19 protein-coding genes are annotated in these 21,386 nt (G+C 73.8%); 14 read left to right on the top strand and 5 right to left on the bottom strand.

What is annotated here, in order from left to right; all coding sequences use genetic code 11:
- Positions 1-57: 57 nt before the first annotated feature.
- The gene (locus DSM112329_RS13500) at positions 58-858 is read right to left on the bottom strand and encodes a methyltransferase domain-containing protein (RefSeq protein WP_354702345.1); all 801 of its coding nucleotides are present in this window, start codon (positions 856-858) and stop codon (positions 58-60) included.
- A gap of 13 nt (positions 859-871) precedes the next feature.
- Positions 872-1,591, bottom strand: coding sequence for a methyltransferase domain-containing protein (locus DSM112329_RS13495; protein WP_354702344.1), 720 nt, complete (start codon positions 1,589-1,591; stop codon positions 872-874).
- A gap of 73 nt (positions 1,592-1,664) precedes the next feature.
- Between DSM112329_RS13495 and DSM112329_RS13490 the strand changes: the two genes are divergently transcribed.
- From DSM112329_RS13490 to DSM112329_RS13475, 4 genes are read left to right on the top strand one after another with little or no spacing between them, the layout of a single operon-like run.
- Positions 1,665-2,690: an NAD-dependent epimerase/dehydratase family protein gene (locus DSM112329_RS13490; RefSeq protein WP_354702343.1), complete on the top strand. Its 1,026-nt coding sequence runs from the start codon at positions 1,665-1,667 to the stop codon at positions 2,688-2,690.
- Positions 2,687-3,682 (top strand): glycosyltransferase, encoded by a 996-nt coding sequence (locus DSM112329_RS13485; protein ID WP_354702342.1) that lies wholly within the window; start codon positions 2,687-2,689, stop codon positions 3,680-3,682. The genes DSM112329_RS13490 and DSM112329_RS13485 overlap by 4 nt, the downstream gene beginning before the upstream one ends.
- A 32-nt stretch (positions 3,683-3,714) precedes the next feature.
- Positions 3,715-4,827, top strand: a complete 1,113-nt coding sequence (locus tag DSM112329_RS13480) for a glycosyltransferase family 4 protein (RefSeq protein WP_354702341.1) — start codon at positions 3,715-3,717, stop codon at positions 4,825-4,827.
- Between the two features lie 4 nt (positions 4,828-4,831).
- On the top strand, positions 4,832-5,539 hold the full coding sequence (locus DSM112329_RS13475; protein WP_354702340.1) for a methyltransferase domain-containing protein: 708 nt from the start codon (positions 4,832-4,834) through the stop codon (positions 5,537-5,539).
- A gap of 89 nt (positions 5,540-5,628) precedes the next feature.
- Here DSM112329_RS13475 and DSM112329_RS13470 read toward each other — a convergent pair whose 3' ends face one another.
- Positions 5,629-6,123, bottom strand: a complete 495-nt coding sequence (locus DSM112329_RS13470) for a hypothetical protein (RefSeq protein WP_354702339.1) — start codon at positions 6,121-6,123, stop codon at positions 5,629-5,631.
- A 124-nt stretch (positions 6,124-6,247) separates the two neighbouring features.
- On the opposite strand from DSM112329_RS13470, the gene DSM112329_RS13465 reads away from it, so the two are divergent.
- Positions 6,248-6,997, top strand: coding sequence for a YebC/PmpR family DNA-binding transcriptional regulator (locus DSM112329_RS13465; RefSeq protein WP_354702338.1), 750 nt, complete (start codon positions 6,248-6,250; stop codon positions 6,995-6,997).
- A gap of 26 nt (positions 6,998-7,023) precedes the next feature.
- Positions 7,024-8,277 (top strand): MFS transporter, encoded by a 1,254-nt coding sequence (locus DSM112329_RS13460; RefSeq protein ID WP_354702337.1) that lies wholly within the window; start codon positions 7,024-7,026, stop codon positions 8,275-8,277.
- Here the strand turns inward: DSM112329_RS13460 and DSM112329_RS13455 are convergent.
- Positions 8,186-9,388 carry an adenylate cyclase regulatory domain-containing protein gene (locus tag DSM112329_RS13455; RefSeq protein WP_354702336.1) on the bottom strand — a complete coding sequence of 401 codons (1,203 nt, stop codon included), beginning with the start codon at positions 9,386-9,388 and terminating at the stop codon, positions 8,186-8,188. The genes DSM112329_RS13460 and DSM112329_RS13455 overlap by 92 nt on opposite strands.
- 40 nt (positions 9,389-9,428) lie before the next feature.
- Between DSM112329_RS13455 and DSM112329_RS13450 the strand changes: the two genes are divergently transcribed.
- Positions 9,429-10,112 carry a class I SAM-dependent methyltransferase gene (locus DSM112329_RS13450; protein WP_354702335.1) on the top strand — a complete coding sequence of 228 codons (684 nt, stop codon included), beginning with the start codon at positions 9,429-9,431 and terminating at the stop codon, positions 10,110-10,112.
- 36 nt (positions 10,113-10,148) lie between these two features.
- A complete protein-coding gene (locus DSM112329_RS13445; RefSeq protein WP_354702334.1) occupies positions 10,149-11,750 on the top strand; it encodes a calcium-binding protein in 1,602 nt (533 codons plus the stop codon).
- 615 nt (positions 11,751-12,365) lie between these two features.
- On the opposite strand, the gene DSM112329_RS13440 is transcribed toward DSM112329_RS13445, so the two are convergent.
- Complete coding sequence (locus DSM112329_RS13440; protein WP_354702333.1) at positions 12,366-14,249, bottom strand: hypothetical protein; 1,884 nt, start codon at positions 14,247-14,249, stop codon at positions 12,366-12,368.
- 89 nt (positions 14,250-14,338) lie between these two features.
- Between DSM112329_RS13440 and grpE the strand changes: the two genes are divergently transcribed.
- From grpE to DSM112329_RS13410, 6 genes are all read left to right on the top strand, one after another.
- Positions 14,339-15,067 (top strand): nucleotide exchange factor GrpE, encoded by a 729-nt coding sequence (gene grpE, locus DSM112329_RS13435; protein WP_354702332.1) that lies wholly within the window; start codon positions 14,339-14,341, stop codon positions 15,065-15,067.
- Positions 15,068-15,071: 4 nt separating this feature from the next.
- The gene (locus DSM112329_RS13430; RefSeq protein ID WP_354702331.1) at positions 15,072-16,688 is read left to right on the top strand and encodes an Hsp70 family protein; all 1,617 of its coding nucleotides are present in this window, start codon (positions 15,072-15,074) and stop codon (positions 16,686-16,688) included.
- Between the two features lie 4 nt (positions 16,689-16,692).
- Complete coding sequence (locus DSM112329_RS13425; RefSeq protein ID WP_354702330.1) at positions 16,693-18,933, top strand: hypothetical protein; 2,241 nt, start codon at positions 16,693-16,695, stop codon at positions 18,931-18,933.
- The gene (locus DSM112329_RS13420) at positions 18,930-19,475 is read left to right on the top strand and encodes a hypothetical protein (RefSeq protein WP_354702329.1); all 546 of its coding nucleotides are present in this window, start codon (positions 18,930-18,932) and stop codon (positions 19,473-19,475) included. The genes DSM112329_RS13425 and DSM112329_RS13420 overlap by 4 nt, the downstream gene beginning before the upstream one ends.
- 132 nt (positions 19,476-19,607) lie before the next feature.
- The gene (locus DSM112329_RS13415; RefSeq protein WP_354702328.1) at positions 19,608-20,183 is read left to right on the top strand and encodes a TerD family protein; all 576 of its coding nucleotides are present in this window, start codon (positions 19,608-19,610) and stop codon (positions 20,181-20,183) included.
- An 83-nt stretch (positions 20,184-20,266) separates the two neighbouring features.
- Positions 20,267-21,379 carry a DUF475 domain-containing protein gene (locus DSM112329_RS13410; protein ID WP_354702327.1) on the top strand — a complete coding sequence of 371 codons (1,113 nt, stop codon included), beginning with the start codon at positions 20,267-20,269 and terminating at the stop codon, positions 21,377-21,379.
- The last annotated feature ends 7 nt before the right edge of the window (positions 21,380-21,386 follow it).

Raw genomic sequence — 21,386 nt, 5'->3', positions numbered from 1 at the left:
TTCTAGGTGCCGCCGCCGGTGGCCGCGCCATCATGGCGCCCCGCAGGGCACGACCCGTCAGGCCAGGCCCCGCGCCCACAGGTCGGCCCGGCCGAACGGATGCGTCGGCCGGTGGGCCGCCAGGCGGTGCAGCGTCGTCCGGGCGCCGGCGTCGGCCTCCGGCACGATCGTGTCGTGGATCATGTGGCCGAACCCGACCTGCACGTCGCGGAAGCCCGCGGCGTTCAGGGCCTTGCGGAGCGACCCACGTGACTGCTCGTTGACGTGCATCGACGCCTCGAGCTCGCCGCGCGGCTGCTTCGGCCAGCGGGCGCGCCGGCCGGGGACGAGCCGGCGCTGCCAGCGGTAGGTCACGTCGTAGATCAGGCGGTTGGGGAAGGTGTGCGCGATGATCCGGCCGCCCGGCTTCAGGATCCGGCGCGCCTCGCACAGCGCGCGGTGCAGCTCGTCCTGCGACAGGTGCTCGACCACGTCGAGCATCGTCACGAGGTCGGCGACGGCATCCGGCAGCGGCACCGCGCGGGCGTCGGCCAGCAGCACCTCGGCGTCGGCGCCGTGCGCCTCCAGGGTCCGGTGAGCGAGCGCGACCGCCGCCTCGGAATACTCCAGCCCGACCGCACGCGCCGCTCCGCGCTGCATCGCGAGCGCCAGCAGCTCGCCGCGCCCGGTCCCGACGTCGACCAGGACCTCGCCGGCGGCCAGCCCGGCCCGCTGCAGGGCGTAGGAGTAGGTGCCGTGGATCGGCGCGCCGGGGTCGGCCTTCCACTCCTCGTAGCCCATGTTCCACTCGAGGTAGTAGGCCTCGTCGTAGGCGTCGGCCGGGACGACGGGGTCGGGCAGGCCTTCGCCTGAGGCCATCAGCCGAGCGCCCTCAGCGCTTCTTCGTGCCGTGCAGCACGACGTGGCGCACGCTGAAGTCGCCGGTGGCCTGCATCTTGAAGCGCTCCTTCTCGACGACGGTGTCGAAGCCGGCGGTCCACAGCATCGCCTTCCAGGTCCGGACGGACGGCATCCAGAACACGACGGCCGCGTCGCGGTCGGCGTGGTAGCGCGAGAGGGCGACCGGCAGGCGCGAGAGCCACGGGTCGTACTCCTCGGCGCTGATGAACGTCCCGCCGGGCTTCGTCAGCTCGGCGATGCGCTCGAGGGCCAGCAGCTGGTCGCGGAGGTGGATGAGGACCGACCCGCAGAAGACGAGGTCGAACTGGCCCCCGAGCTTCTCCGGCGTCATGTCGTAGACCGAGCAGATGACGCGCTCGACCTTGGACTCGTAGACCTCGCTGGCCAGCGCGAAGCCGGCACCGCGGGCGCGCTCGGGCCACTCGGTCGGGCGGCGGCGCGGGGGCCAGTCGAGCTCACGCTCGTCGTCGAGGTCGATCGCGACGACGGTCGCGCCGCGGCGCTCCATCTCGAAGGCCCAGAACCCGTCCCACGTACCGACCTCGAGGGCCCGCATCCCGGTCATGTCCTCCGGAAGGTGGTAGTGGTGCTCGGAACCGCGGAGGTCGAACATCCCCGGTGTCACGACCCCAGGGGCCAGTTCGAGGACGTGGTACCAGCCCAGGGCTGCTGCGCGTTCGGCGATCGGCATCGCCCGCAAGCCTACGCGGACCGTGGCGGGCATGACCGCTCGCGCGCCACCGCCCCGATACGCTCCGCCCGGTATGCCCGATTCCCCGACGGCGGCCGGCACGGACCCGCTGCGGACCGCGTTCGTCACCGGTGCCGGCGGCCTGCTGGGGTACTGGCTCGTGCAGGCCCTGCTCGCGCGCGAGGTGCGCGTGGTCGTCCTCCAGCGCGACAGCGCCGCCCGTACCGCCCTGCGCCTCGACGGCCTGGACGCCCGCTGCACGGTGGTCCAGGGAGACCTGCTCGACGCGCGCCTGCTGGAGCAGACCCTGGCCGAGCACGCGGTCGACTCCGTCTTCCACCTGGCGGCGCAGTCGATCGTGGGGGCCGGTGCGCAGTCGCCGATCCCGACCTTCGAGACGAACGTCCGCGGGACGTGGCTGCTGCTGGAGGCCTGCCGCGTGCAGGAGGTGGAGCGGGTCGTGGTGGCGTCCACCGACCGCGCGTACGGCCCGCCGCGCGCGCTGCCGTACGCCGAGGGCATGCCGCTCGACGCCCGCCAGCCGTACGACGTGTCCAAGGCGGCCGCCGACCTGATCGCACGGTCCTACTTCCACACCTACGGGCTCCCGGTCGGCGTCGTCCGGTTCACGAACGTCTACGGCGGCGGCGACCTCAACCGCTCGCGCCTGGTGCCCGAGCTCGTCGGGGCCGTCCTGGCCGGCCGCTCGCCGCAGATCCACACCGACGGCAGCCCCAAGCGCGACTTCCTCCACGCCTCCGACGCCGCCGCCGCGGCGCTCGCGGTGGCGGGCATGCTCGGGGCCGGGACGCAGTCGTCCCCGGCGACGGCCGGCGGTCCCGCCGCCGGGCAGGCGTTCAACGCCGGCGGCGGAACGGTCACGAGCGTCCGCGACGCGACCGACCTGCTCATCCGGATCGCCGGAGCGGGCGTGACCGCGGAGTACGGCGATGCGCCGGTGACCGCGGGTGAGGTCGACCGCGAGCCCGCCGACACCGCCCGGCTGCGCACCCTCACCGGCTGGGCGCCGCGGAAATCCCTGGAGGACGGCCTGCGCGACACGGTCGCCTGGTACCGCGACCACCCGGGGACGCTGTGACGGGCCCCGCGCTCAGCGTCGTCGTCCCCTCGCACGACCGGCCGCTGCGGCTGCGCTGGCTGCTGAACGCCCTCGCCGACCAGACCCTGGACCGGGACGCGTTCGAGGTGATCGTCGCGCACGACTCGCGCGGCCCGGAGACCGATGCGCTGCTCGCCGCGCATCCGCTGACGGCGGCGGGCGTCCTGCGCGCGCTGGCCTTCGACGCCGGGACCGCCGGCCCCGCGCAGAAGCGCAACGCGGCCTGGCGTGCGGCCCGCGCGCCGCACGTGCTCTTCACCGACGACGACTGCCGCCCGCCCCGCGAATGGCTCGAGCACGCGCTCGCGGCGGTGCGCGCCCGGCCCGATGCGATCGTGCAGGGGCCGACGCAGATCGACCCCGACGAGCTGGTCGTCAAGCTGCACGCCCCGCACGCGCGGACCCAGGTGGTCGAGCTCGTCGGCGGCCAGGCGTCGATCTGGGCCCAGACCTGCAACATCGCCTATCCCCGCGCCGTCCTGGCGGCGTGCGACGGGTTCGACGACGCGCTGCCCGTCGCGGCCGGGGAGGACACGGATCTCGCGTGGCGGGCGCGCGAGCAGGGCGTGGAGATGGTCGGCGCACCCGCGATGCTGACGTTCCACTGCGTCGAGCCGGCGACGCTCGTGGCCCGCGCGCGGGAGTCGTGGCGCTGGCAGCACCTGCCGTACCTGACGCGCAAGCACCCGGAGATCCGCCGCTCCTACGCCGGCGGCGGCTGGTTCTGGAAGCCGCAGCACACGAAGGTCCCGTTCCTGCTGCTGGCGGCCACGCTGCTGCTGCGCGGGCGTCCGGCCGCGGCGCTCGTAGCGACGGTGCCGTGGGCCGCCGGCTCGATGCCGGGGTACGGCAGCAGCTGGCGCGGCCGGGCGCGCGCGGTCTCCGAGCTGCCGGGCAGCGCCGTCCTCGACGTGGTGGAGGTCGCCGCGCTGGCCCGTGGCTCCGTCCGGCACCGCTCGCTCCTCCTGTGACCGCGTCGCTGTGAAAGCCTGAACGGCGCACCGTGGACGTCACCTTCCTGAACCCCGTCTTCTGGCCCGAGGTCCGCCGCGGATCCGAGCGCGTGATCCGCGAGCTGGCGGACGGCCTGCTCGCCGCCGGCCACCGGCCCCGGCTGATCACGAGCCGTGCCGGCGGGTCGCCGCGGCCGGTGACGAGCCTCGAGGACGGGCTGACCGTGACGCGGGTGTGGCGCCCGCCCGTGGAGGGCCGCCTGCGCCGTCGGCTCTACGAGGAGCACCTCGCCCACGTGCCGCTCACCTACGCCGCGCTGCGCCGCGACCCTCGGCCCGCCGTCGTCCAGCCGTGTTACGCCACCGATGCGGCCGCCGCGCTGCGCTACAAGCGCGCGACGGGTGTCCCGGTGGTCTTCAGCTACATGGGCCTGCCGCACCGCGTCTCGCTCGCCAACCGGCGCCTGCGCAAGGAGCTCGTCGTGAAGGCCTGCGCGGAGTCCGACGCCGTCGTCGCTCTCAGCGAGCTCGCCGCCGAGCACTTCCGCACCTGGCTCGGCGTGGATCCGCGGGTCATCGCACCGCCGGTCGACGTCGACACGTTCACGCCCGCCGCCGACCCGGCCGCCGCACGCACCGAGGCGCCGACGATCCTCTGCGCGGCCGACCACACGCAGCCGCGCAAGCGGGTCGGGCTGCTGGTGGATGCGCTGGCGCTTGTGCGCCGCGAGCACCCCGGCGCGCGGCTCGTCCTGACGCGCGTCGCGAGCGCGGGAGGGGTGGGCTCGTGGCCGGCCGACGGGGTGGACGAGGTCGACCTCGACGACCGCGCCGCCCTCGCCGCCGCCAACCGGTCGGCGTGGGTGCACGCGCTGCCGTCGGTCGGGGAGGCCTTCGGGCTCGTCCTCGCCGAGGCGCTCGCCTGCGGGACGCCGGTCGTCGGCGCCCAGGCGGAGGTCGTCGGCGTCGAAGACGGCACGGGGGTCCTGTTCCCCGCGGAGGCGGACACGCCCGAGCAGCTCGCCGCCGCGTTGCTGGCCGCGATCGACCTCACGCGCGACCCCCAGACCGCGGCGCGCTGCGTCGCCCGCGCGCAGCGCTTCTCGCGGGCCGCGTGCGCTGAGGCCCACCTGGCGCTCTACCGCGAGCTCGGAGCCGGCTGAGCCGATGCTCGACGCCGCCCGCGAGCGCCTCCTGCGCGAGACCCCGGACGACGCCCGCGTCCTCGACGTCGGTGGCTGGGCCAAGCCGCTGCCGCGGGCCGACGCGGTCCTGGACCTGCTGCCGTACGCGACCCGCGGCCTGTACGGCGCGGAGGACGACACGCCGGAGCGCTTCACGGACGAGACCTGGATCCAGCGCGACATCTGCGACCACGAGCCGTGGCCGTTCGCCGACGGCGCCTTCGACGTCGCCGTCTGCTCGCACACCCTGGAGGACGTCCGCGACCCGGTCTGGGTCTGCCGCGAGCTGCAGCGCGTCGCCCGGGCCGGCTACGTCGAGGTCCCCGCTGCCGTCGAGGAGCTGACCTGGGGCGTCCACGGACCGTGGGTCGGCTGGACGCACCACCACTGGATCACCGAGCCCGAGCGCGACCCCGAGGGTCGGGACGGGCTGCGCTTCACCTTCAAGCCGCACCTGCTGGTGGCGGACGGGCGGCACCTGGCGGCGGGGACGGCGGCGGCGCTCAGCCCCGAGGAGCGCGTCATCTCGCTGTGGTGGGACGGCGTCCTGCCCGTCCGGGAGCAGGTCCTCGTGGGGGCGGACGAGTTCGACCCCTGGCTGGCGGGCCTGCTGGACGCCCACGGCGGCGCGGCGCCGCCGGCGTTTTCCGGTGGCCGCCGCGGCCTACGAGGCCGCCTGCGCGGGCGGTGAGCGCCGCCGCGGCGCTCGCACCCGCGCGCCGAGTGACAGGTTCGGCCACGTATGCGGTGCCGAACCTGTCAGCGAGGACGTCGCGGCGGTCAGGCCACCGGCTCCAGCGCCAGGTCGTCGACCACCACGTGTGCCACCGGCAGCCCGAACGCCCGCGCCGCCCTGTCGACCACGTCATGCGCCAGCCAGGCGGACCGCGAGGCGGGGTGGGTCGCGATGACCACCAGGTCGGCCGGGAAGTCCCGCAGCGCCTGCGAGATCGCGTGGAGCGGGTCGACATGGACCAGGCGCCCGCTGGTCGGGACGCCCTCAGCGAGCAGCTCGTCGACTGCGGCGCGCAGGCGGGCGGCGGCGTCGTGCGTCCCGAACGGCGTGCGGGCCACGTGCGACGGGACCCGGAGCAGCCCGTCGTGCAGCACGGGGACGATCAGGAACACCTCGCTCTCCCGGCCGCCGCCGACTGCGCCGAGGACCAGGTCGTGCAGGACCTCCGACCCGGCGGTCTCGTTCGCGACCACGAGGATGCGGCGCACGTCGTCGTACGCGGCGGCGGGCGGGACGGGGCTGGGAAGGGCGGCACGCATGGGGTGGCTCCTGGAAGGTCGGCTGGGATGGTGGGGTGCATCCAGCTTCCCGGAGGCACCTGAGCGCGGCCTGAGCGAAACCTAAGAGAGCCTGAAATCCGGCGCTCCCGGTAGCCTGCTCCGTATGTCGGGACATTCGAAGTGGGCGTCGATCAAGCACCAGAAGGCGATCAAGGACTCGCGCCGCGGCCAGGCCTTCACGAAGCTCTCGCGCGCGATCACCGTCGCCGCGAAGGGCGGCGGCGGCGACATCGAGGGCAACCCGTCGCTCGCGCTCGCCGTCCAGAAGGCCAAGGACGCGTCGATGCCGAAGGACAACATCCAGCGCGCGATCGACAAGGGGACCGGCGCCGGCGCCGACGCCGAGTCGTTCGAGGAGGTCATGTACGAGGGCTACGGGCCCGGCGGCGTGGCGCTGCTGATCGAGGCGCTGACCGACAACCGCAACCGCACCGGCGCGGACGTGCGCAACATCTTCACCAAGGCCGGCCTGGCCCTCGGCGAGCCCGGCTCGGTGTCCTACCTCTTCGACAAGAAGGGCGTCGTGATCGTGGAGACCGAGCACGCGTCCGAGGACGACCTGATGGTCGCCATCGACGCCGGCGCGGAGGACATCGTCGCCGCCGAGGACCACTTCGAGATCATCAGCGAGCCGTCCGACTTCCAGGCCGTCCGGAAGGCGATCGAGTCCGCGGGCATCGAGATCGCCTCCAGCGAGGTGCTCTGGCGCCCGCAGGTCCGCACCGAGGTCGACGAGGAGACCGCCGGCAAGCTCTTCCGGCTGCTCGAGAAGCTCGACGACAACGACGACGTCGGCGAGGTCCACGCCAACTACGACGTCGACGACGCGATCATGGAGAAGCTGCACGGCTGATGTAGCCGTGGCCGCGTCGTGACGCCATGACGCGGCTGCTTCCGGCCGTCCTACGGGACGAGCCCCAGTTCCGGCGGCTGTTCGCCGGCATGGCGCTGTCGACGATCGGCGACCGCATCACGTTCGTGGCGCTGCCGTTCGCGGTGCTCTCGATCGGGGGTGACGCGGCCGAGGTCGGGTTCGTCATCGCCGCCGCGACAGTCCCGTTCTTCGTCTTCACGCTCGTCGGCGGGGTGATCGCGGACCGCGTCCGGCGCCACCGCCTGATGATGCTGACCGACCTCATCCGGCTCGTCGTCCAGGCGATCGCGGCGACGCTGCTGATCAGCGGGACGGCGGAGGTCTGGCACCTCGCCGTCCTGTTCGCGGTCTTCGGCACGGCCGACGCGTTCTTCAGCCCGGCGATCACGGGCCTCGTCCCGCTGACCGTGGCGCCCCACAACCTGCAGGCGGCGACCGGGCTGCGATCGCTGGTCATGTCCACCGGGATGGTCGCCGGCCCGGCGGTGGCGGGCGTGCTGATCGCGGTCGCCGGCCCGGGGTACGCGCTCGCGGTCGACGCGGTCACGTTCGCGGCCAGTGCGCTCGCGCTGTCGACGCTGCAGCCGCGGGAGCCTGACCCCAGGGACGCCGGCGAGGTGGTAGCCGCCCCGGACTTCTTCGCCGAGCTGCGCGAGGGGTTCGCGGAGGTCCGGTCGCGGACGTGGGTCTGGACCGGCCTGGTCGGTATCTCCGTCTACCACGTGGTCGTGCTGCCGTCGATCTTCGTCCTCGGACCCGTGCTCGCCGAGCGCGAGTACGGCGGCGCGTCCAGCTGGGCGATCGTCACGGCCGCGTTCGGCGCCGGATCGATCGTGGGGGACCTGATCGTGATCCGCGTGCGCTTCGCCCGGCCGCTGCTGGTCGGCACCTGCGCGCTGACCGTGGCCTCGTGCCAGGCGATCATCATCGGCAGCGGGCTGCCGATCGCCGGCATCGCGGCACTGGAGGCGGTCACGGGCGTCGCGGTGGCGATGTACTTCACGCTCTGGGAGCTGTCGCTGCAGCAGCACATCCCGCCGGCCGCGATCTCGCGGGTGTCGAGCTACGACTACACGCTGTCCACCGGCCTGCTGCCCGTGGGCCTGGCGTTGGCGGGCCCGGCGGCCACCACGTTCGGCCTGCACGAGACGCTCTACGCGATGTCGGTCATCGGCGTCCCCGTCGCCCTCGGCCTGCTCCTGGTTCCGGCGGTTCGGACGCTGCGGGCGCCGCCGGACGCCGAGCCCGCTGCACCCTGACCTCACTCGCCACGTTCTTCAGCCGCTTGGCGCCGGCGAGCGACCACTCGACGCCGTCCGGGACCGCGTCGGCCACCTCGTTCGTCGCCAGGACGCTGCCGGCTCGGGCGACGCCGGTCACCCGGCTCGCGAGGTTCACCGGGGCGCCGAACCAGTCGCCCGACCGGTTGACCGCCAGGCCCGACGCGATCCCCACGCGGAGCTGCGGGAAGTCCTCGCCCTCCGCGGCTGCCACCTCCACCAGACGCAGCGCCGCCTCGACCATCGCCGGCGCGTCGGTGCTCACGAGCAGGACGGCGTCGCCAATGGTCTTCACGACCCTGACCGGGGCGTCGATGACCTCACCGGCCATGTCCTCGAGCCGGCCGGCCACGTCGCCCAGGACCGCTGGCGGGACCTCTTCGCCCATCCGCGTGAAGCCGACCAGGTCGGCGAAGGCGACGACGACCTCACGGGCACCGGGAAGGTCGCCCGTGGTGCGCTCCTGGGCGGTGAGGACCTCCGAGCCGACGGCCTGCCGCAGGTGCAGGCGCAGCGTCGTCTCCAGCAGCGGTCCGAGCGACGGGACCAGGGCCTCGGCGGCCGCCCGGTAGTTCTGCGCGAGCTCCAGCTCGGTGAGGCCCGGCCGGACGACGAGCTCGAAGGTGATCTGCCGCATGTGCTCGGCGATCTGCGTGAAGCCGCGACCGATCACCCGCGCGACGGTGAGCACCTGCTCCTCGCTGAGCCCGGCCGCCATGTAGCCCTGCGCGATCGTCGCGGCCTGGACGTCGATGTCGGTGAACTGCGGGGAGTCGGCGGCGCCCTGGGCCGCGTCGGTCCGCAGCCCGTTCGCACGCTCGAGGGCACGCAGGAACTCCGGCGTGACCCCCGCCCTCGACGCGACCTCGGCCTCGGTGAAGCGCTGGCCCCCGCCGATGGCGCGCTCGGACGCCATCAGGACGAGCGTCTCGGTCGCGGTCGCCCGCTCCAGGTCGGCGAGCGCGAAGCCCTCGCCCAGCAGCCAGCGCAGGAGGTCCAGGCGCTCGCGGCGACCCTGGCCGGCCAGGCCCTCGAGGAGCCCGGCGGAGAGGAGCTCCGCGTCGGTCGGCGGTGCGGGCTCGTCGGTCACGATCGGCAGGCTACGCGAAGCCCGTGGCAGGATGACGCCCGTGCCGCCCGCCCGCGATCAGCCCGCCGCGTTCGTCCCCGCCGCCGGCCGTCATGGGCTGACGGCGCTGTACGACCCGGTCGTCGCCCTCACCATGCGCGAGGAGCGCTGGCGTGCACGGGTCCTGGAAGAGGTCCAGCGGCCGTCGGGCGATCCGCCGGTGCCGGTCGACCGGGTCCTGGACCTCGGGTGCGGGACGGGGACGCTGGCGGTCGCGCTCGCGCAGCGGCTGCCAGGTGCGGTCGTGGCCGGGGTGGACGTGGACCCGGCGATCCTGGAGCGCGCCGCCGCCAAGGCCGACCGGGCCGGCGTCCGCGTCGAGTGGCGCGAGGCGCGCGCGGGCCGGCTGCCGTTCGCCGCCGGGACCTTCCAGCGGGTGACCTGCACGCTCGTGCTGCACCACCTGCTGCCCGGGGACAAGATCGCGGCGCTGCGCGAATGCCGCCGCGTGCTGCAGCCCGGCGGTCGTCTGGTGGTCGCCGACTGGGGCCGTCCGCAGGACCCGGTCATGCGCGCGGCCTTCTTCGGCCTGCAGCTCCTGGACGGCTTCGGCCCGACCGGCGAGCACGCTCGGGGACTGCTGCCGGCCCGGATCGCGGCCGCGGGGCTGCGGGACGTGCGGCGGGTGGAGCGCCTGCGGACACCCGCAGGCACGCTCGAGATCCTGGTCGCCGAGCGCTCCTGACGCAGACGCGCCGTGGCCGCAGGTACATTGCCGCGCGTGCCGCACTCGTTTCCGGTCAGGTGGGTCGTCGCGACCGCCATGTCGCTCGCAGCGCTCGCCGGCGCGGCCGAGCCGGGGCTCGCCGCCACGCTCACCGGTGGCGCCTCCATCATCACGCTGCAGGACACCGGCAGCGAGGCCAACGACGTGCGGATCAGCAAGACGCCGACCGCGGTGACCATCACCGACGCCGCCGTCCCGCTCGACAGCACCGACGGCTGCGAGCGCATCGACGCGCACACCGCCCGGTGCCCGTACGCCAAGACGCCGCCGCCGATCCTCACGGTCGAGCTCGGCGGCGGGGACGACAGCGGGTTCGTCGACCGCTCGTTCTCCTCGAACGAGGGGCTCTTCCTCCTCATGGGCGGTCCCGGCGACGACACGCTGCGCTCGCACGCCGCGGCACCCGGCGGCGGGACCGTCGACGGCGGGCCGGGCAACGACACGCTCGAGGGCGGCGACGTCATCGCGGCGCTGAACGGGTCGACGACGCCCCAGATCGACGAGTTCGGGGAGAACCTCAGCGGCGGCGACGGCAACGACGTCATCGTCGGGTGGGCCGGCAACGACCAGCTCGACGGCGGCGCGGGCAACGACGTGATCGACGGCGGCGCCGGCCGCGACACCATCCGCGGCGGGTCCGGTGACGACCGCATCGCGGGGGACATCCTCACCGGGGCGGTCGGGTCGCGGACGGTGCCGGGGCAGTTCTACGCGCCCGAGAGCGACACGCTGTACGGCGAGGAGGGCAACGACGTCCTCACGGGCGGGACCGGGAGCGACAAGCAGGACGGGGGCCCCGGGGCGGACCGGGTGCTCGGCGGGGAGGACGACGACAACCTGCACGGCGGCCCGGGGGGCGACGTCATCGACGGCGGGCCCGGGTTCGACTCGTTCGACTACTTCGACAGCCCGCAGGGCGTCACCGTGACCGTCGGGGACGACGTCGACGACGGCGCTCCGGGCGAGGGCGACCGGGTGCTGGCGACCGTCGAGGCGATCACCGGCAGCCGCTTCGACGACGTCCTGATCGGGGACGACGGGCTGAACCAGCTGAAGGGCGGCGACGGCGAGGACCGCATCGTCGGCCGGGGCGGGCTGCACGACCTCCTGGACGGCGGCCCCGGCACCGACGTCCTCGACGCCCGCGACCAGGGTGCCGCCGCGGCCGCGAGCGTCGCCATCCCGCTCACCGACGTGGCGTCGGTCGACGACGCGGTCCACTGCCTCGGTGGCGACGACACGGTCGACCTCGACCAGGACGACCGGGTCGTCGATCAGAAGAAGTGCGGCGAGGTCCGGCGCGCGGTCCCGACCTTGCGTGCGTCGAGCACGAATCGCATCGCGGTCGTCGTCGGTTGCCGTGCGGCCTGCACGACGACCGCCCGCCTGGTCGTCGGCTCGACCGAGCTGGCCCGGGTGACGACGAAGCTCGACGCCGGGGGCAAGCGCACCGCGCGGCTGCTGCTGACGCCCGCGGCCCGCAAGCTGCTGCGCAGTCGGCGTTCGGTCCGGGCGACCCTGCGGATCAGCACCACCACGGCCGGTGGGCAGCCCCGCGGCACGGTGCGAAGGCTCGTGCTCCGCCCTCGCCGCTGACCACCGGTCGGGTCGGGCGGTGAATGCCGATCCACCGGGCTCGGAGCCTTGCGCTCCGCCACTGGGCCAAGCGCGTCCGCGGTGAATGCCGATCCACCCGGCTCCGAGCCCTGCGATCCGCCACTGGCCAAGCGCGTCCGCAGTGAATGCCGATCCACCAGGCTCCGAGCCCTGCGATCCGCCACTCGTCCCGGCGCCGGCGACCGGGCACGCGCCCCGTGCCGGGCCCGGACGACCGCGCCACGTACTCCGCTATCTCCAGTCCGCTGTTCTCGGAGTCACCGTGACCACCCGGGTCCTCGGCGTCAGCGCCACCGACCCCGGCCATGCGTCAGTGGTGATCCACCCGGCCGCGAGCCGTGCGATCCGCTACTGACCCAAGCGCGTCCGCGGTGAATGCCGATCCACCAGGCTCGGAGCCCCGCGATTGACCGTTCACCCAGCGGCCAGGCGGTGAATGCCGATCCACCCGGCCGGGAGCCGTGCAATCTGCCACTGACCCAAGCGGGAGGGGTGAATGACGATCCACCCGGCCCGGAGCCGTGCGATCCGCCGCCGGCCCGCGCGCGCCCCGAGCCGGCACCACCGTCGGCGCCCGAAAGGTCCCGCCGCGGCTCAGCCGAAGATCCGCCAGCGCCGACCCGAGCGCGGCGCGCCCGACGGCGGCGGCGACGGCGGGGCGCCGCCCCCCGACCGCACCGGCTGTGGATGCAGCAGCCGGTCCAGGCGGACGTGCAGCGACGCTGTCGCGCTCGGTTCGCCCGGCCCGTTCACGGGGGCCAGCCCGACCAGCGCCTTCGCGCAGGCCTTCCAGTCGTCCGACACGGGATCCGCCTCGGCCCGCAGAAGCGCCAGGTGCGCGATCCACGCGACCGTCGGGCGCCCGACCGCCGACGCCTGATGACGTACACGGGTCGCGTAGGCGCTCGGTGGAGGGGTTCCGTCCGGCAGCGTCGACAGCTCGCGCACGAGCGGCGCGTCGCGCAACTCCGTCCCCGGGCCGTTCCAGCGCCGCGTCGGCACCCAGGGCAGGTTGTTGCGCTGCCAGTCGGCGTCCGGCGTGAGCGTCGTGAGCAGCCCGTGGATGTCGTTCGAGGCGGCGTCGACCGCCTCCAGCCCGCGCTGCAGGTCCTCAAGCACCTGCGTGCGCGGGATCTGCAGTGCGGCGTAGCTGACCGTGATCGCCGGCGGCCCCCCGACGCCGACCTCGTCCACGACGCCGAAGCGGACCGGGCTGATCGGCTGGTTGCGGTCGGCCAGCGCGCTCCACACGCCGCTGCGCGCGACGACGTCGGACCGCAGGACGCGCTCGACCACGATCGCCCACGCCCGGCTGGATCCGGCGAGCAGGCTCGGCCCGATACACAGCTGGCCCTCCTGGTCGACCGCCAGCAGCGCCGCCGGCTCGTCGGCGAGCGGGATGCAGTCGTTCATCAGCAGGCGCTCGCGGACACCCCGCCACTCCTCGACGGACTGCAGCTCCTCGCCGATGCCCAGCCGCAGCTCGCGGGGAAGGGCGGGCGTCAGGCGGTCGGTCACCTCCCACCCGAGCGGTCGCGCGCGAGCTCCGAAGTCCGCGGCCGTCACCCACGCGTCGCTCAGCAGCGCCTTGACGACGCCGCTGTCGAGCTGGTGGTCCTGCACGTAGACGACCGCCGTGACGATGGCGCCGCCGTCGCCCAGCAGCGCGACCCGTGACATCGGCGCGGCCCCGGTCACCCGGAGCGCGACCTCCGCGGTCGCGTCGGTGCGCGGACCGCTGCCCATCGGGATGATCGCGACCAGCTGCACGATGCCGCCGCGGTTCTCGTACATGAGGTGCACGACGATGCCCGCGACCTCGAAGAAGAGCGAGTCGCCGTCGCCGTCCCGCCAGCCCGGACCGACGATGCTGTCGGCGATGCCGCGCAGAGCCGGAGGGCCGAGGAGGGGGGAGGACTCCGGTGTGCCGCGGGCACCGCCCGGCGGGGACGGGGAGCGACCCCCGGGACCCATGCCCGCACCGCCGCCGGGGGCACCAGCGAACGTCGCCTCGGGCAGGCCGACGGCTCGCGCCATCGCCGGGACGTGCCCCTCCCATCCGGACGCGATCGCACGGAGCTTCCAGGCTCCGTGGCGCTGGTAGACCTCGAGGATCTCGGCGCTGCGGAGCGTCCCGCCCGCGTCGGCGACCGGGACGCTGATCACCGCCACGCCGTCGACGGCGACCTGCGCGCCCGCGGGCGACAGGACCCGCGTCCGCGCCACCGACCAGGCGAGGACGCGCAGCCGCGTCATCCCGGCGGGCAGGGCGGCGAGGTCGACCAGGACCCGCGCGGCGGTCTCCGAGCGCAGGTCGACCGGGGCGAGTGCGTCAGCCGCAGGCAGGGCCCGCAGCGCGCCGTCCTCCTCGGCCAGCACCACCACGCCGCCGAGGTTCACAGCGTGCACGTCGATCGTGATCTGCTGCCCCTCCAGCGGCTGGTTTGCGCCTGCGGCGAGCGTGACGATCGGACTCACGAAGGGTCAACGTATCACCAGGCACGCCCCCTCTCCATCGGTGCTGCTGCGGCTTGTCGTCGCGGGACCGAGGGCTTAGGGTTCGGCCCGTGAGCATCGATCCAGACCGCCCGGGAGCGGGCGCCCCGGCGCCCGACGAGGACACCGAGGCGGGGCAGGCGACGGACGATTCGGCGGACGTCCCCGCAACGCCCGCCGAGCCGGCCGCCACCGCCGACCCCGGGCCTGCCGCCCCCGCAGCCGAGGCGGATGCCCAGAGCGGTCCGACGCGCGAGCAGCTCGGCGAGGCGCTGAAGCAGGCGCTCGACACGGTGCGCGGCCAGGCCGACGAGACCGCCGCCGCCACCCGGCGCGCCGACGAGCTTGCCACCATCGCCCGCAAGCAGACCGAGATGGCGGACGAGCTGCACGCCGAGAACCGGCAGCTGCGCACCGGCGAGGTACGGGAGGCCGTCGCACCGCTGATCCGCGGCCTCGCGCGCCTGGCCGACGACCTCTCGAGGCTGCGCGCCGTCGACGGCGCCAACGCGGACCTCACCTACCTTGCCGGCCAGGTGGACGAGCTGCTCCACGACGCCGGGGTGACGCAGCTCGTTCCGCAGATCGGCGACGCCTTCGACCCGCAGACCCACCAAGCCGCCGGATCGGCGACGACCGACGAGCCGCACCTGGACCGCACAATCGCCGAGATCCGCCGCAGCGGCCTGCGCCGTGACGACGGCCGCATGCTGCGCGCGGCCGAGGTCGTCGTCCACCGCTACATCACGCCGATCACCCCGGCGGACCCGGCCTCACCCACCAGCACGGAAGAGACGTAGAGCCATGAGCATCGACAAGGTCTTCGGCATCGACCTCGGCACCACCTACTCGTGCATCGCCCAGATGGACCGCTTCGGCCGGCCCGAGGTCATCAGCAACATGGACGGGGACAACACGACGCCCAGCGTCGTGCAGTTCCAGGGAGACGACGTGGTCGTCGGCAAGCTCGCCAAGCGCTCGGCCCGGATCGACCCGGACAACGTCGCGCAGCTGGTCAAGCGGCACATGGGGGACACGGCCTGGCGCTTCCACGCCGGCGGGCGCGAGTGGTCGGCCCCCGCGGTCTCCGCCCTGATCCTGGGCGCGCTGGTGAAGGACGCCGAGCGCGCGACGGGCGAGCAGGTCAAGGACGTCGTCATCACCGTCCCGGCCTACTTCGGGACCGAGGTGCGCGAGCAGACCAAGCTCGCCGGCGAGCTGGCGGGGCTGAACGTCCTGGACATCATCAACGAGCCCACCGCAGCGGCCTACTCGTACGGCTTCGCCCAGGACGGCTCCGCGAACGAGACGATCCTGGTCTACGACCTCGGCGGCGGGACGTTCGACACGACGATCATCGCGCTCGGCAGCGGCAACATCCGCGTCGTCGCGACCGACGGCGACCACGAGCTGGGCGGCGCCAACTGGGACGCCGAGCTCGCCGGGCTGCTGGCCGAGCGCTTCCTGTCCGCCCAGCCGCAGGCGTCCGATCCGTTCGACGACGTCTACAGCGAGGCCGACCTCGTGACCCAGGCCGAGGAGGTCAAGCAGTCGCTCACCCAGCGCGAGACCGCCGAGGTGCTCGTGGTCAGCGGCGCCGACCGCGCGTCGGTGTCGGTCACCCGCGGCGACTTCGAGGAGGTCACCCGGTCGCTGATGGACCGCACCATCGAGCTGACCCGCCGGACCGTGGACGCCGCCGCCCGCGAGGGCGTCACGCAGATCGACCGCGTCCTGCTCGTCGGCGGCTCGTCGAAGATGCCGGCCGTCGCCCGTCGCCTGAAGGAGGCCTTCGGCTACGACGGCCAGCTGGCCGACCCCGACCTGGCCGTCGCCAAGGGCGCTGCGCTGTTCGGGCAGAAGCTGATGCTCGAGCGCACGGTCGAGGAGGCGACCGGCCGCGGGGTCGACCTGACCAAGGCGATGGCCGACGCCGCCGCCGCGCACGGGATGACCAGCGAGGCCGTCAAGTCGGTCGTCGAGACGCAGATCGTGAACGTCTGCTCACGCGGGTTCGGCGTCGTCGCCCAGCGCGACAACGTCGACACGGCGATCTTCCTCGTCCACCAGAACGACGCGGTCCCGGTGCAGGTGGAGGAGACCTTCTACACGATGGTCGACGACCAGTCGCTCATCAGCGTCGAGGTCTTCGAGCAGGGCGGATCCGAGGAGTCCGAGTCGCCCGCGGACAACAACGTCCTGATCCGCGGCCAGATCACCGACCTGCCGCCCGGCTACCCGCAGGGGACCGCGGTCACCGTCCGCATGCAGATGGGCCGCGACGGGATCCTCACCGTGACCGCCCACCACGCCGGGCAGCTGCAGCCCCTGACGCTCCAGGTCGACACGACCAGCTCCATGACGCCTGAGCAGATCGCGGCCGAGCGCAGCGCCGTGTCGCTGCACAAGAAGAACCTCTGACGACGTGGCAGCCGCGGCCTTCGACGGATCGGCGTACCGCAAGGAGGTCCTCTCCTCGCTGCGGGACCGCAGTCCGTCCGAGGTCGAGGACCTGTTCTGGCTCGCGCACATCCCGCGCGAGCTCGACGACGACCGCGCGATCCGGGAGCGGCTCAGCGCCGCCAAGGGCTTCCTGAACAAAGAGCTCAGCCGGGCGCGGCAGGCCGCCGTCGCCTCGGCGGTGCTCAAGGAGTGGCCGCGGGTCGAGCAGGCGCTGACCGACACCCCGACCCGCCGGGCCCTGCGCGACCGCCTCGAGCGGACGCCGGACGCCCCTGCCCCGACCGCGGCGCCGCGCCGGCGGCAAGCGGCGGGCAGCGACGACCCGGTCGCCCGCCGCCGCCGGCAGGTCGCGGCCAACCTGCGCGAGCTGGCCCGTCTGCGCGGTGAGCCCGAGCTGGCGGAGGACCTCTTCGCGCTGCTCGGGCTGCCCGTGTCGGCAACGCCGGCGACGATCGAGGAGCGGCTGGCGAAGATCGGCGAGGTCAACCGCCGCCGCCGCGCGGACCGCGAGCGCTCGCTGACGGACGAGCTGCTGGCGCAGGCCCGGGAGCTGCTCGTGGTCGGCGACCCGCGGGCCTACATGGCCGGCCTGGAGGCCGACAACGCCGGCGGGGTGGCGGACACGCTGTTGGCCGGCGACATCGACGGCGCGCGTGAGGCGGTCGCCGCCGCTCGCGCAGCCGGGACCTCCGACGCGGCGCTGATCGCGCAGGTCGCTGCGCCCGCCCGCGAGCGGGCGGCGGCCGGCGGGCCGCCACTGGCGACGAGCGCCGCCGGCCTCGGCACCTGGTGCCCGTCGTGCGGGACCGTCAACGCTGTCGGGGCCGCCGCGTGCGCCGGCTGCCGCGGCGATCTGACGGTGCAGTGCGAGGCCTGCCGGACCGTCTCGCCCGCCGACCTGCCGCGCTGCCCGTCGTGCAGCGCGAACCTCGACGAGCCGCGCTCGGCGCTGGCTGCCGTGCGTGCCGAGCGGGAGGCCGCACGGGCCGCCCAGCACGCGCCCCCGGCACCGGTCGCCCACGTCACCGTCGACCGCACCGAGGACGGTGCGGTGCTCACCTGGCCCGCCAGTGCCGAGTCCGGGGTCGACGCCTACCTGGTCGAACGGACCGCCGGCGGCTCGACCCGGGTCCTGGGCCGGACGACGCTCACCACGTGGACGGACAGCAATGCGGTCGTCCCGGGCGTGTCGTGGTCGGTGCGGGTGCTGCGGGGCGAGCGGGCCTCCGACCCCGTCCTCGCAGGCGCGCCCCCGAAAGGAGGTGGCAGTGCCACATCGCGCTCTCCGGCACCCGGTACTGCCACCCCGGCCGGCGCCGACGAGCGTGGCAGTGCCGCGTCGCGCTCTCCGAGACCCAGTACTGCCACCCCATCCGCGCCCGAATTCAGCGGGCTCACCGGCGTGCGGGCCCGGGCGTCGATCCCCGTGGAGCTGAGCTGGACCGCACCGCCCGGCGCCGACGTGGTGCTGCACCGGACCGAGCGCCGGGACGACGGGGACGTCGAGCGCCGCATCTCCGTCGACCCCGGCGGCTACCGCGACCGGCAGGTCGGGCGCGGCCGCACCTACGTCTACCGCGTGTCGCTGGTCGGCGACGACGGCCCGGCGGTCCTGCTCGAGCTCGTGGCGGGCAGCGGTGACGAGGTGCTCCCGTCGGCGTCGGCGCCCGCCGCGCCGGAGCCCGCCGCGCCCTCAGCGGCGGAACCGGCCGCCGCATCGCCCGCACCCCCACCGCCGGCGGTGGAACCCCTGCCGCCGGAGCAGGAAGCCGCGCCGCCGGAGCCACCCGCACCACAGCCCGAGCCGGCCGCCGCCCCGCCGGCACCCGCGCCGCCGGCGCCGCAGCAGGCGGCCGAGCCCCCCGCCCCCGGACCGCCGCCGACCCCCGACCCACCCCGGCCACCCGGCGTCCTCATCGAGGGCGTGCGCGTCACCCGCGAGGGCGACGGCCGCACCCGCGTCACGTGGGACTGGCCGACCGGCGTGACCGAGGCCTACGTCGCCTGGGGGAGCACGCCACCGCAGACAGCGGGTGGGCAGGGCCGTAAAGTGACCAACATGCGGTACGAGCTCGACGGCGGCGCGTTCCTCGACGGGATCCCTGGCGGCACCCACGTCGCGGTCTTCGCGGGCCGCCGCGACCCCGCCGGGACCCTCGCCTGGGGCGCAGCGCACACGACCTCCCGGGGCACCGCGCCATGAGCGACGCCCTCTGGGACCTGCTCGACGGGATGCTCGCGTCGGCGGACGAGCGCCTCGCCCCCGAGGGCCTGGACATGTCGCGGCACTACCTGCTGGTGGCCCGCCGCTTCGCCGAGACGGAGGTCGCGCTCAGCAAGCTCGACGCCGAACCCAGCCCGTTCGAGAACCAGGACACCCGGCTGCGCGTCAGCGCCGCGACCTTCGCCGTCGTCGAGGCCGCGCTCGCCTACTGGGGACTTGCGGTCCGCCTGCGTGCGCGCTTCACCGGCCAGCACGCACGGTTGGCCGGCGAGCCGCTGAAGCAGGGCCTGCGGCACATCGCCCGCAACGTGGACGACACGGCCGACGGATCCGAGCTCCTCGGCAACGCCGCGCGGGCGCTGGCGTTCGTCTCGGGCGTGGTCGAGGCCGCCGAACACGCGCAGCACGCGCGGTCCTTCGGGCTCACCTACGACGAGGCCATCCAGCGGTTCGTCGCCATCGGCGTGATCAGCCTCCTACGCGTCGCTGCCGCCGTCCAAGAGGACAGCGAGCTCCGCTGACACCCCGCGGGTGACGCCTGGTTGCATGAGCGACGGGTAGGTTGGTTTACTAGCCGCGCGGGGTACCACCTCGACGGATCGGCCCGGAAAGCGGGCCGAGACAACACCTGATCAAGCAATTTAGGAGAGCGGATGAGCGTCTCGCTGAGCAAGGGCGGCAACGTGTCGCTGAGCAAGGAGGCCCCTGGCCTCACCAACATCCTGGTGGGCCTCGGCTGGGACACGCGTACGACGGACGGCGCGGACTTCGACCTGGACGCCAGCGCGATCATGGTGGACACGGCCGACAAGGCCGTCTCGGACAAGCACTTCATCTTCTTCAACAACCTGAAGTCGCCGGACGGCTCCGTCGAGCACACCGGTGACAACCTCACCGGCGAGGGCGACGGCGACGACGAGGCGATCAAGATCGCGCTGAACACGGTCCCGGCCGAGGTCGCGAAGGTCGTCTTCCCCGTGTCGATCTACGACGCGGAGACCCGCTCGCAGAGCTTCGGCCAGATCCGCAACGCGTTCATCCGGATCGTGAACGACTCCAACGGCAGCGAGATCGCGCGCTACGACCTGTCCGAGGACGCGTCGACCGAGACCGCGATGGTCTTCGGCGAGGTCTACCGCAACGGCGAGGAGTGGAAGTTCCGTGCCGTCGGCCAGGGCTGGTCGAGCGGACTCGCGGGCATCGCGAAGGACTACGGCGTCAACGTCTAACCTCCGCACCACCGTTCGTTGACTCTCCCGGAGCGGGCCGGGCGCCAGACGCGCCTTGCCCGCTCCGAGCTTTAGGAGCCCTGTTGCCGCCGATCAAGACGTTCCGCGTCCCGCTTGCCATGACGGTCATCGCCATCGTCACCGCCGCCATCATCGGTGGCGCCGAGGTCGGTGCGATCGTCGCCCTGCTGGCCGTCCTCGAGATCTCGATCTCCTTCGACAACGCGATCGTCAACGCGGCGATCCTGAAGAACATGTCGGAGCACTGGCAGCAGATCTTCCTCACCTGGGGCATCCTGATCGCTGTCTTCGGGATGCGGCTCGTCTTCCCGATCCTGATCGTCGCGGTCGCCGCCGGCCTCTCGCTGCCGACCGTCGTCGACCAGGCGCTGAACCAGCCCGACGTCTACGCGCACAACCTCGAGGGCGCCAACGCGATCATCGCGGGCTTCGGCGGCATCTTCCTGCTCATGGTCTTCCTCAGCTTCTTCTTCGACGAGGAGAAGGATCACCACTGGCTTCCGGGCGAGGGGATCCTCGCCAAGATCGGATCGGTCGACGGCATCGTCCCGGCCATCGCCGCGGCTGCGCTGCTGCTGATCAGCCAGCTTGTCGCCCCGGCGGCCGAGCAGGACGTCCTCGTCGCCGGCCTCGCCGGCATCGTGGCGTTCCTCGTGGCCAACGGGCTCGCCGACCGGCTCGAGCCCGAGGGCCTCGACGAGGACGACGACCAGCCGGCCGTGGCGATGGACGCCGGCAGCAGCGGGGCCGCCGCTGACGGCCCGACCGGCTCGCAGGCCGCTGCGGCCGCTGCCGGCGTGGTGGCGAAGGGCGGCTTCGCCACCTTCATGTACCTCGAGCTCCTCGACGCGTCGTTCTCCTTCGACGGCGTCATCGGCGCCTTCGCGATCTCCAAGGACATCATCGTGATCGCGGTCGGCCTGGGGCTCGGCGCGCTGTACATCCGGACGCTCACCGTCTACCTCGTGCGCCAGGGCGTCCTGTCCGAGTACCGCTTCCTGGAGCACGGCGCGCACTGGGCGATCGGCGTGCTCGCCGTGATCCTGTTCGTCGGGATCGAGCACCATGTTCCCGAGGTCGTCACAGGGCTCGTCGGCGCACTGCTCATCATCAGCGCCTTCGCCGCCTCCGTCGTCGCGAACCGTCGCGACGACGCCGAACTCCATCCCGCCTGACGTCTCG

It is taken from the genome of Paraconexibacter sp. AEG42_29 (assembly GCF_040581415.1).
In the GTDB taxonomy this organism is placed as follows: domain Bacteria; phylum Actinomycetota; class Thermoleophilia; order Solirubrobacterales; family Solirubrobacteraceae; genus Paraconexibacter.
The sequence above is the reverse complement of the archived record's forward strand: the minus strand, read 5'-3'. Positions and strand labels throughout refer to the sequence as shown.

Excerpts from the sequence above, each read along its gene's own strand:
- DSM112329_RS13495 (WP_354702344.1), bottom strand. The coding sequence starts at position 1,591 with ATGCCGATCGCCGAACGCGCAGCAGCCCTGGGCTGGTACCACGTCCTC.
- DSM112329_RS13420 (WP_354702329.1), top strand. The coding sequence starts at position 18,930 with ATGAGCGACGCCCTCTGGGACCTGCTCGACGGGATGCTCGCGTCGGCG.
- DSM112329_RS13475 (WP_354702340.1), top strand. The coding sequence starts at position 4,832 with ATGCTCGACGCCGCCCGCGAGCGCCTCCTGCGCGAGACCCCGGACGAC.
- DSM112329_RS13500 (WP_354702345.1), bottom strand. The coding sequence starts at position 858 with ATGGCCTCAGGCGAAGGCCTGCCCGACCCCGTCGTCCCGGCCGACGCC.
- DSM112329_RS13490 (WP_354702343.1), top strand. The coding sequence starts at position 1,665 with ATGCCCGATTCCCCGACGGCGGCCGGCACGGACCCGCTGCGGACCGCG.
- DSM112329_RS13430 (WP_354702331.1), top strand. The coding sequence starts at position 15,072 with ATGAGCATCGACAAGGTCTTCGGCATCGACCTCGGCACCACCTACTCG.
- DSM112329_RS13465 (WP_354702338.1), top strand. The coding sequence starts at position 6,248 with ATGTCGGGACATTCGAAGTGGGCGTCGATCAAGCACCAGAAGGCGATC.
- DSM112329_RS13470 (WP_354702339.1), bottom strand. The coding sequence starts at position 6,123 with ATGCGTGCCGCCCTTCCCAGCCCCGTCCCGCCCGCCGCCGCGTACGAC.
- DSM112329_RS13460 (WP_354702337.1), top strand. The coding sequence starts at position 7,024 with ATGACGCGGCTGCTTCCGGCCGTCCTACGGGACGAGCCCCAGTTCCGG.
- DSM112329_RS13415 (WP_354702328.1), top strand. The coding sequence starts at position 19,608 with ATGAGCGTCTCGCTGAGCAAGGGCGGCAACGTGTCGCTGAGCAAGGAG.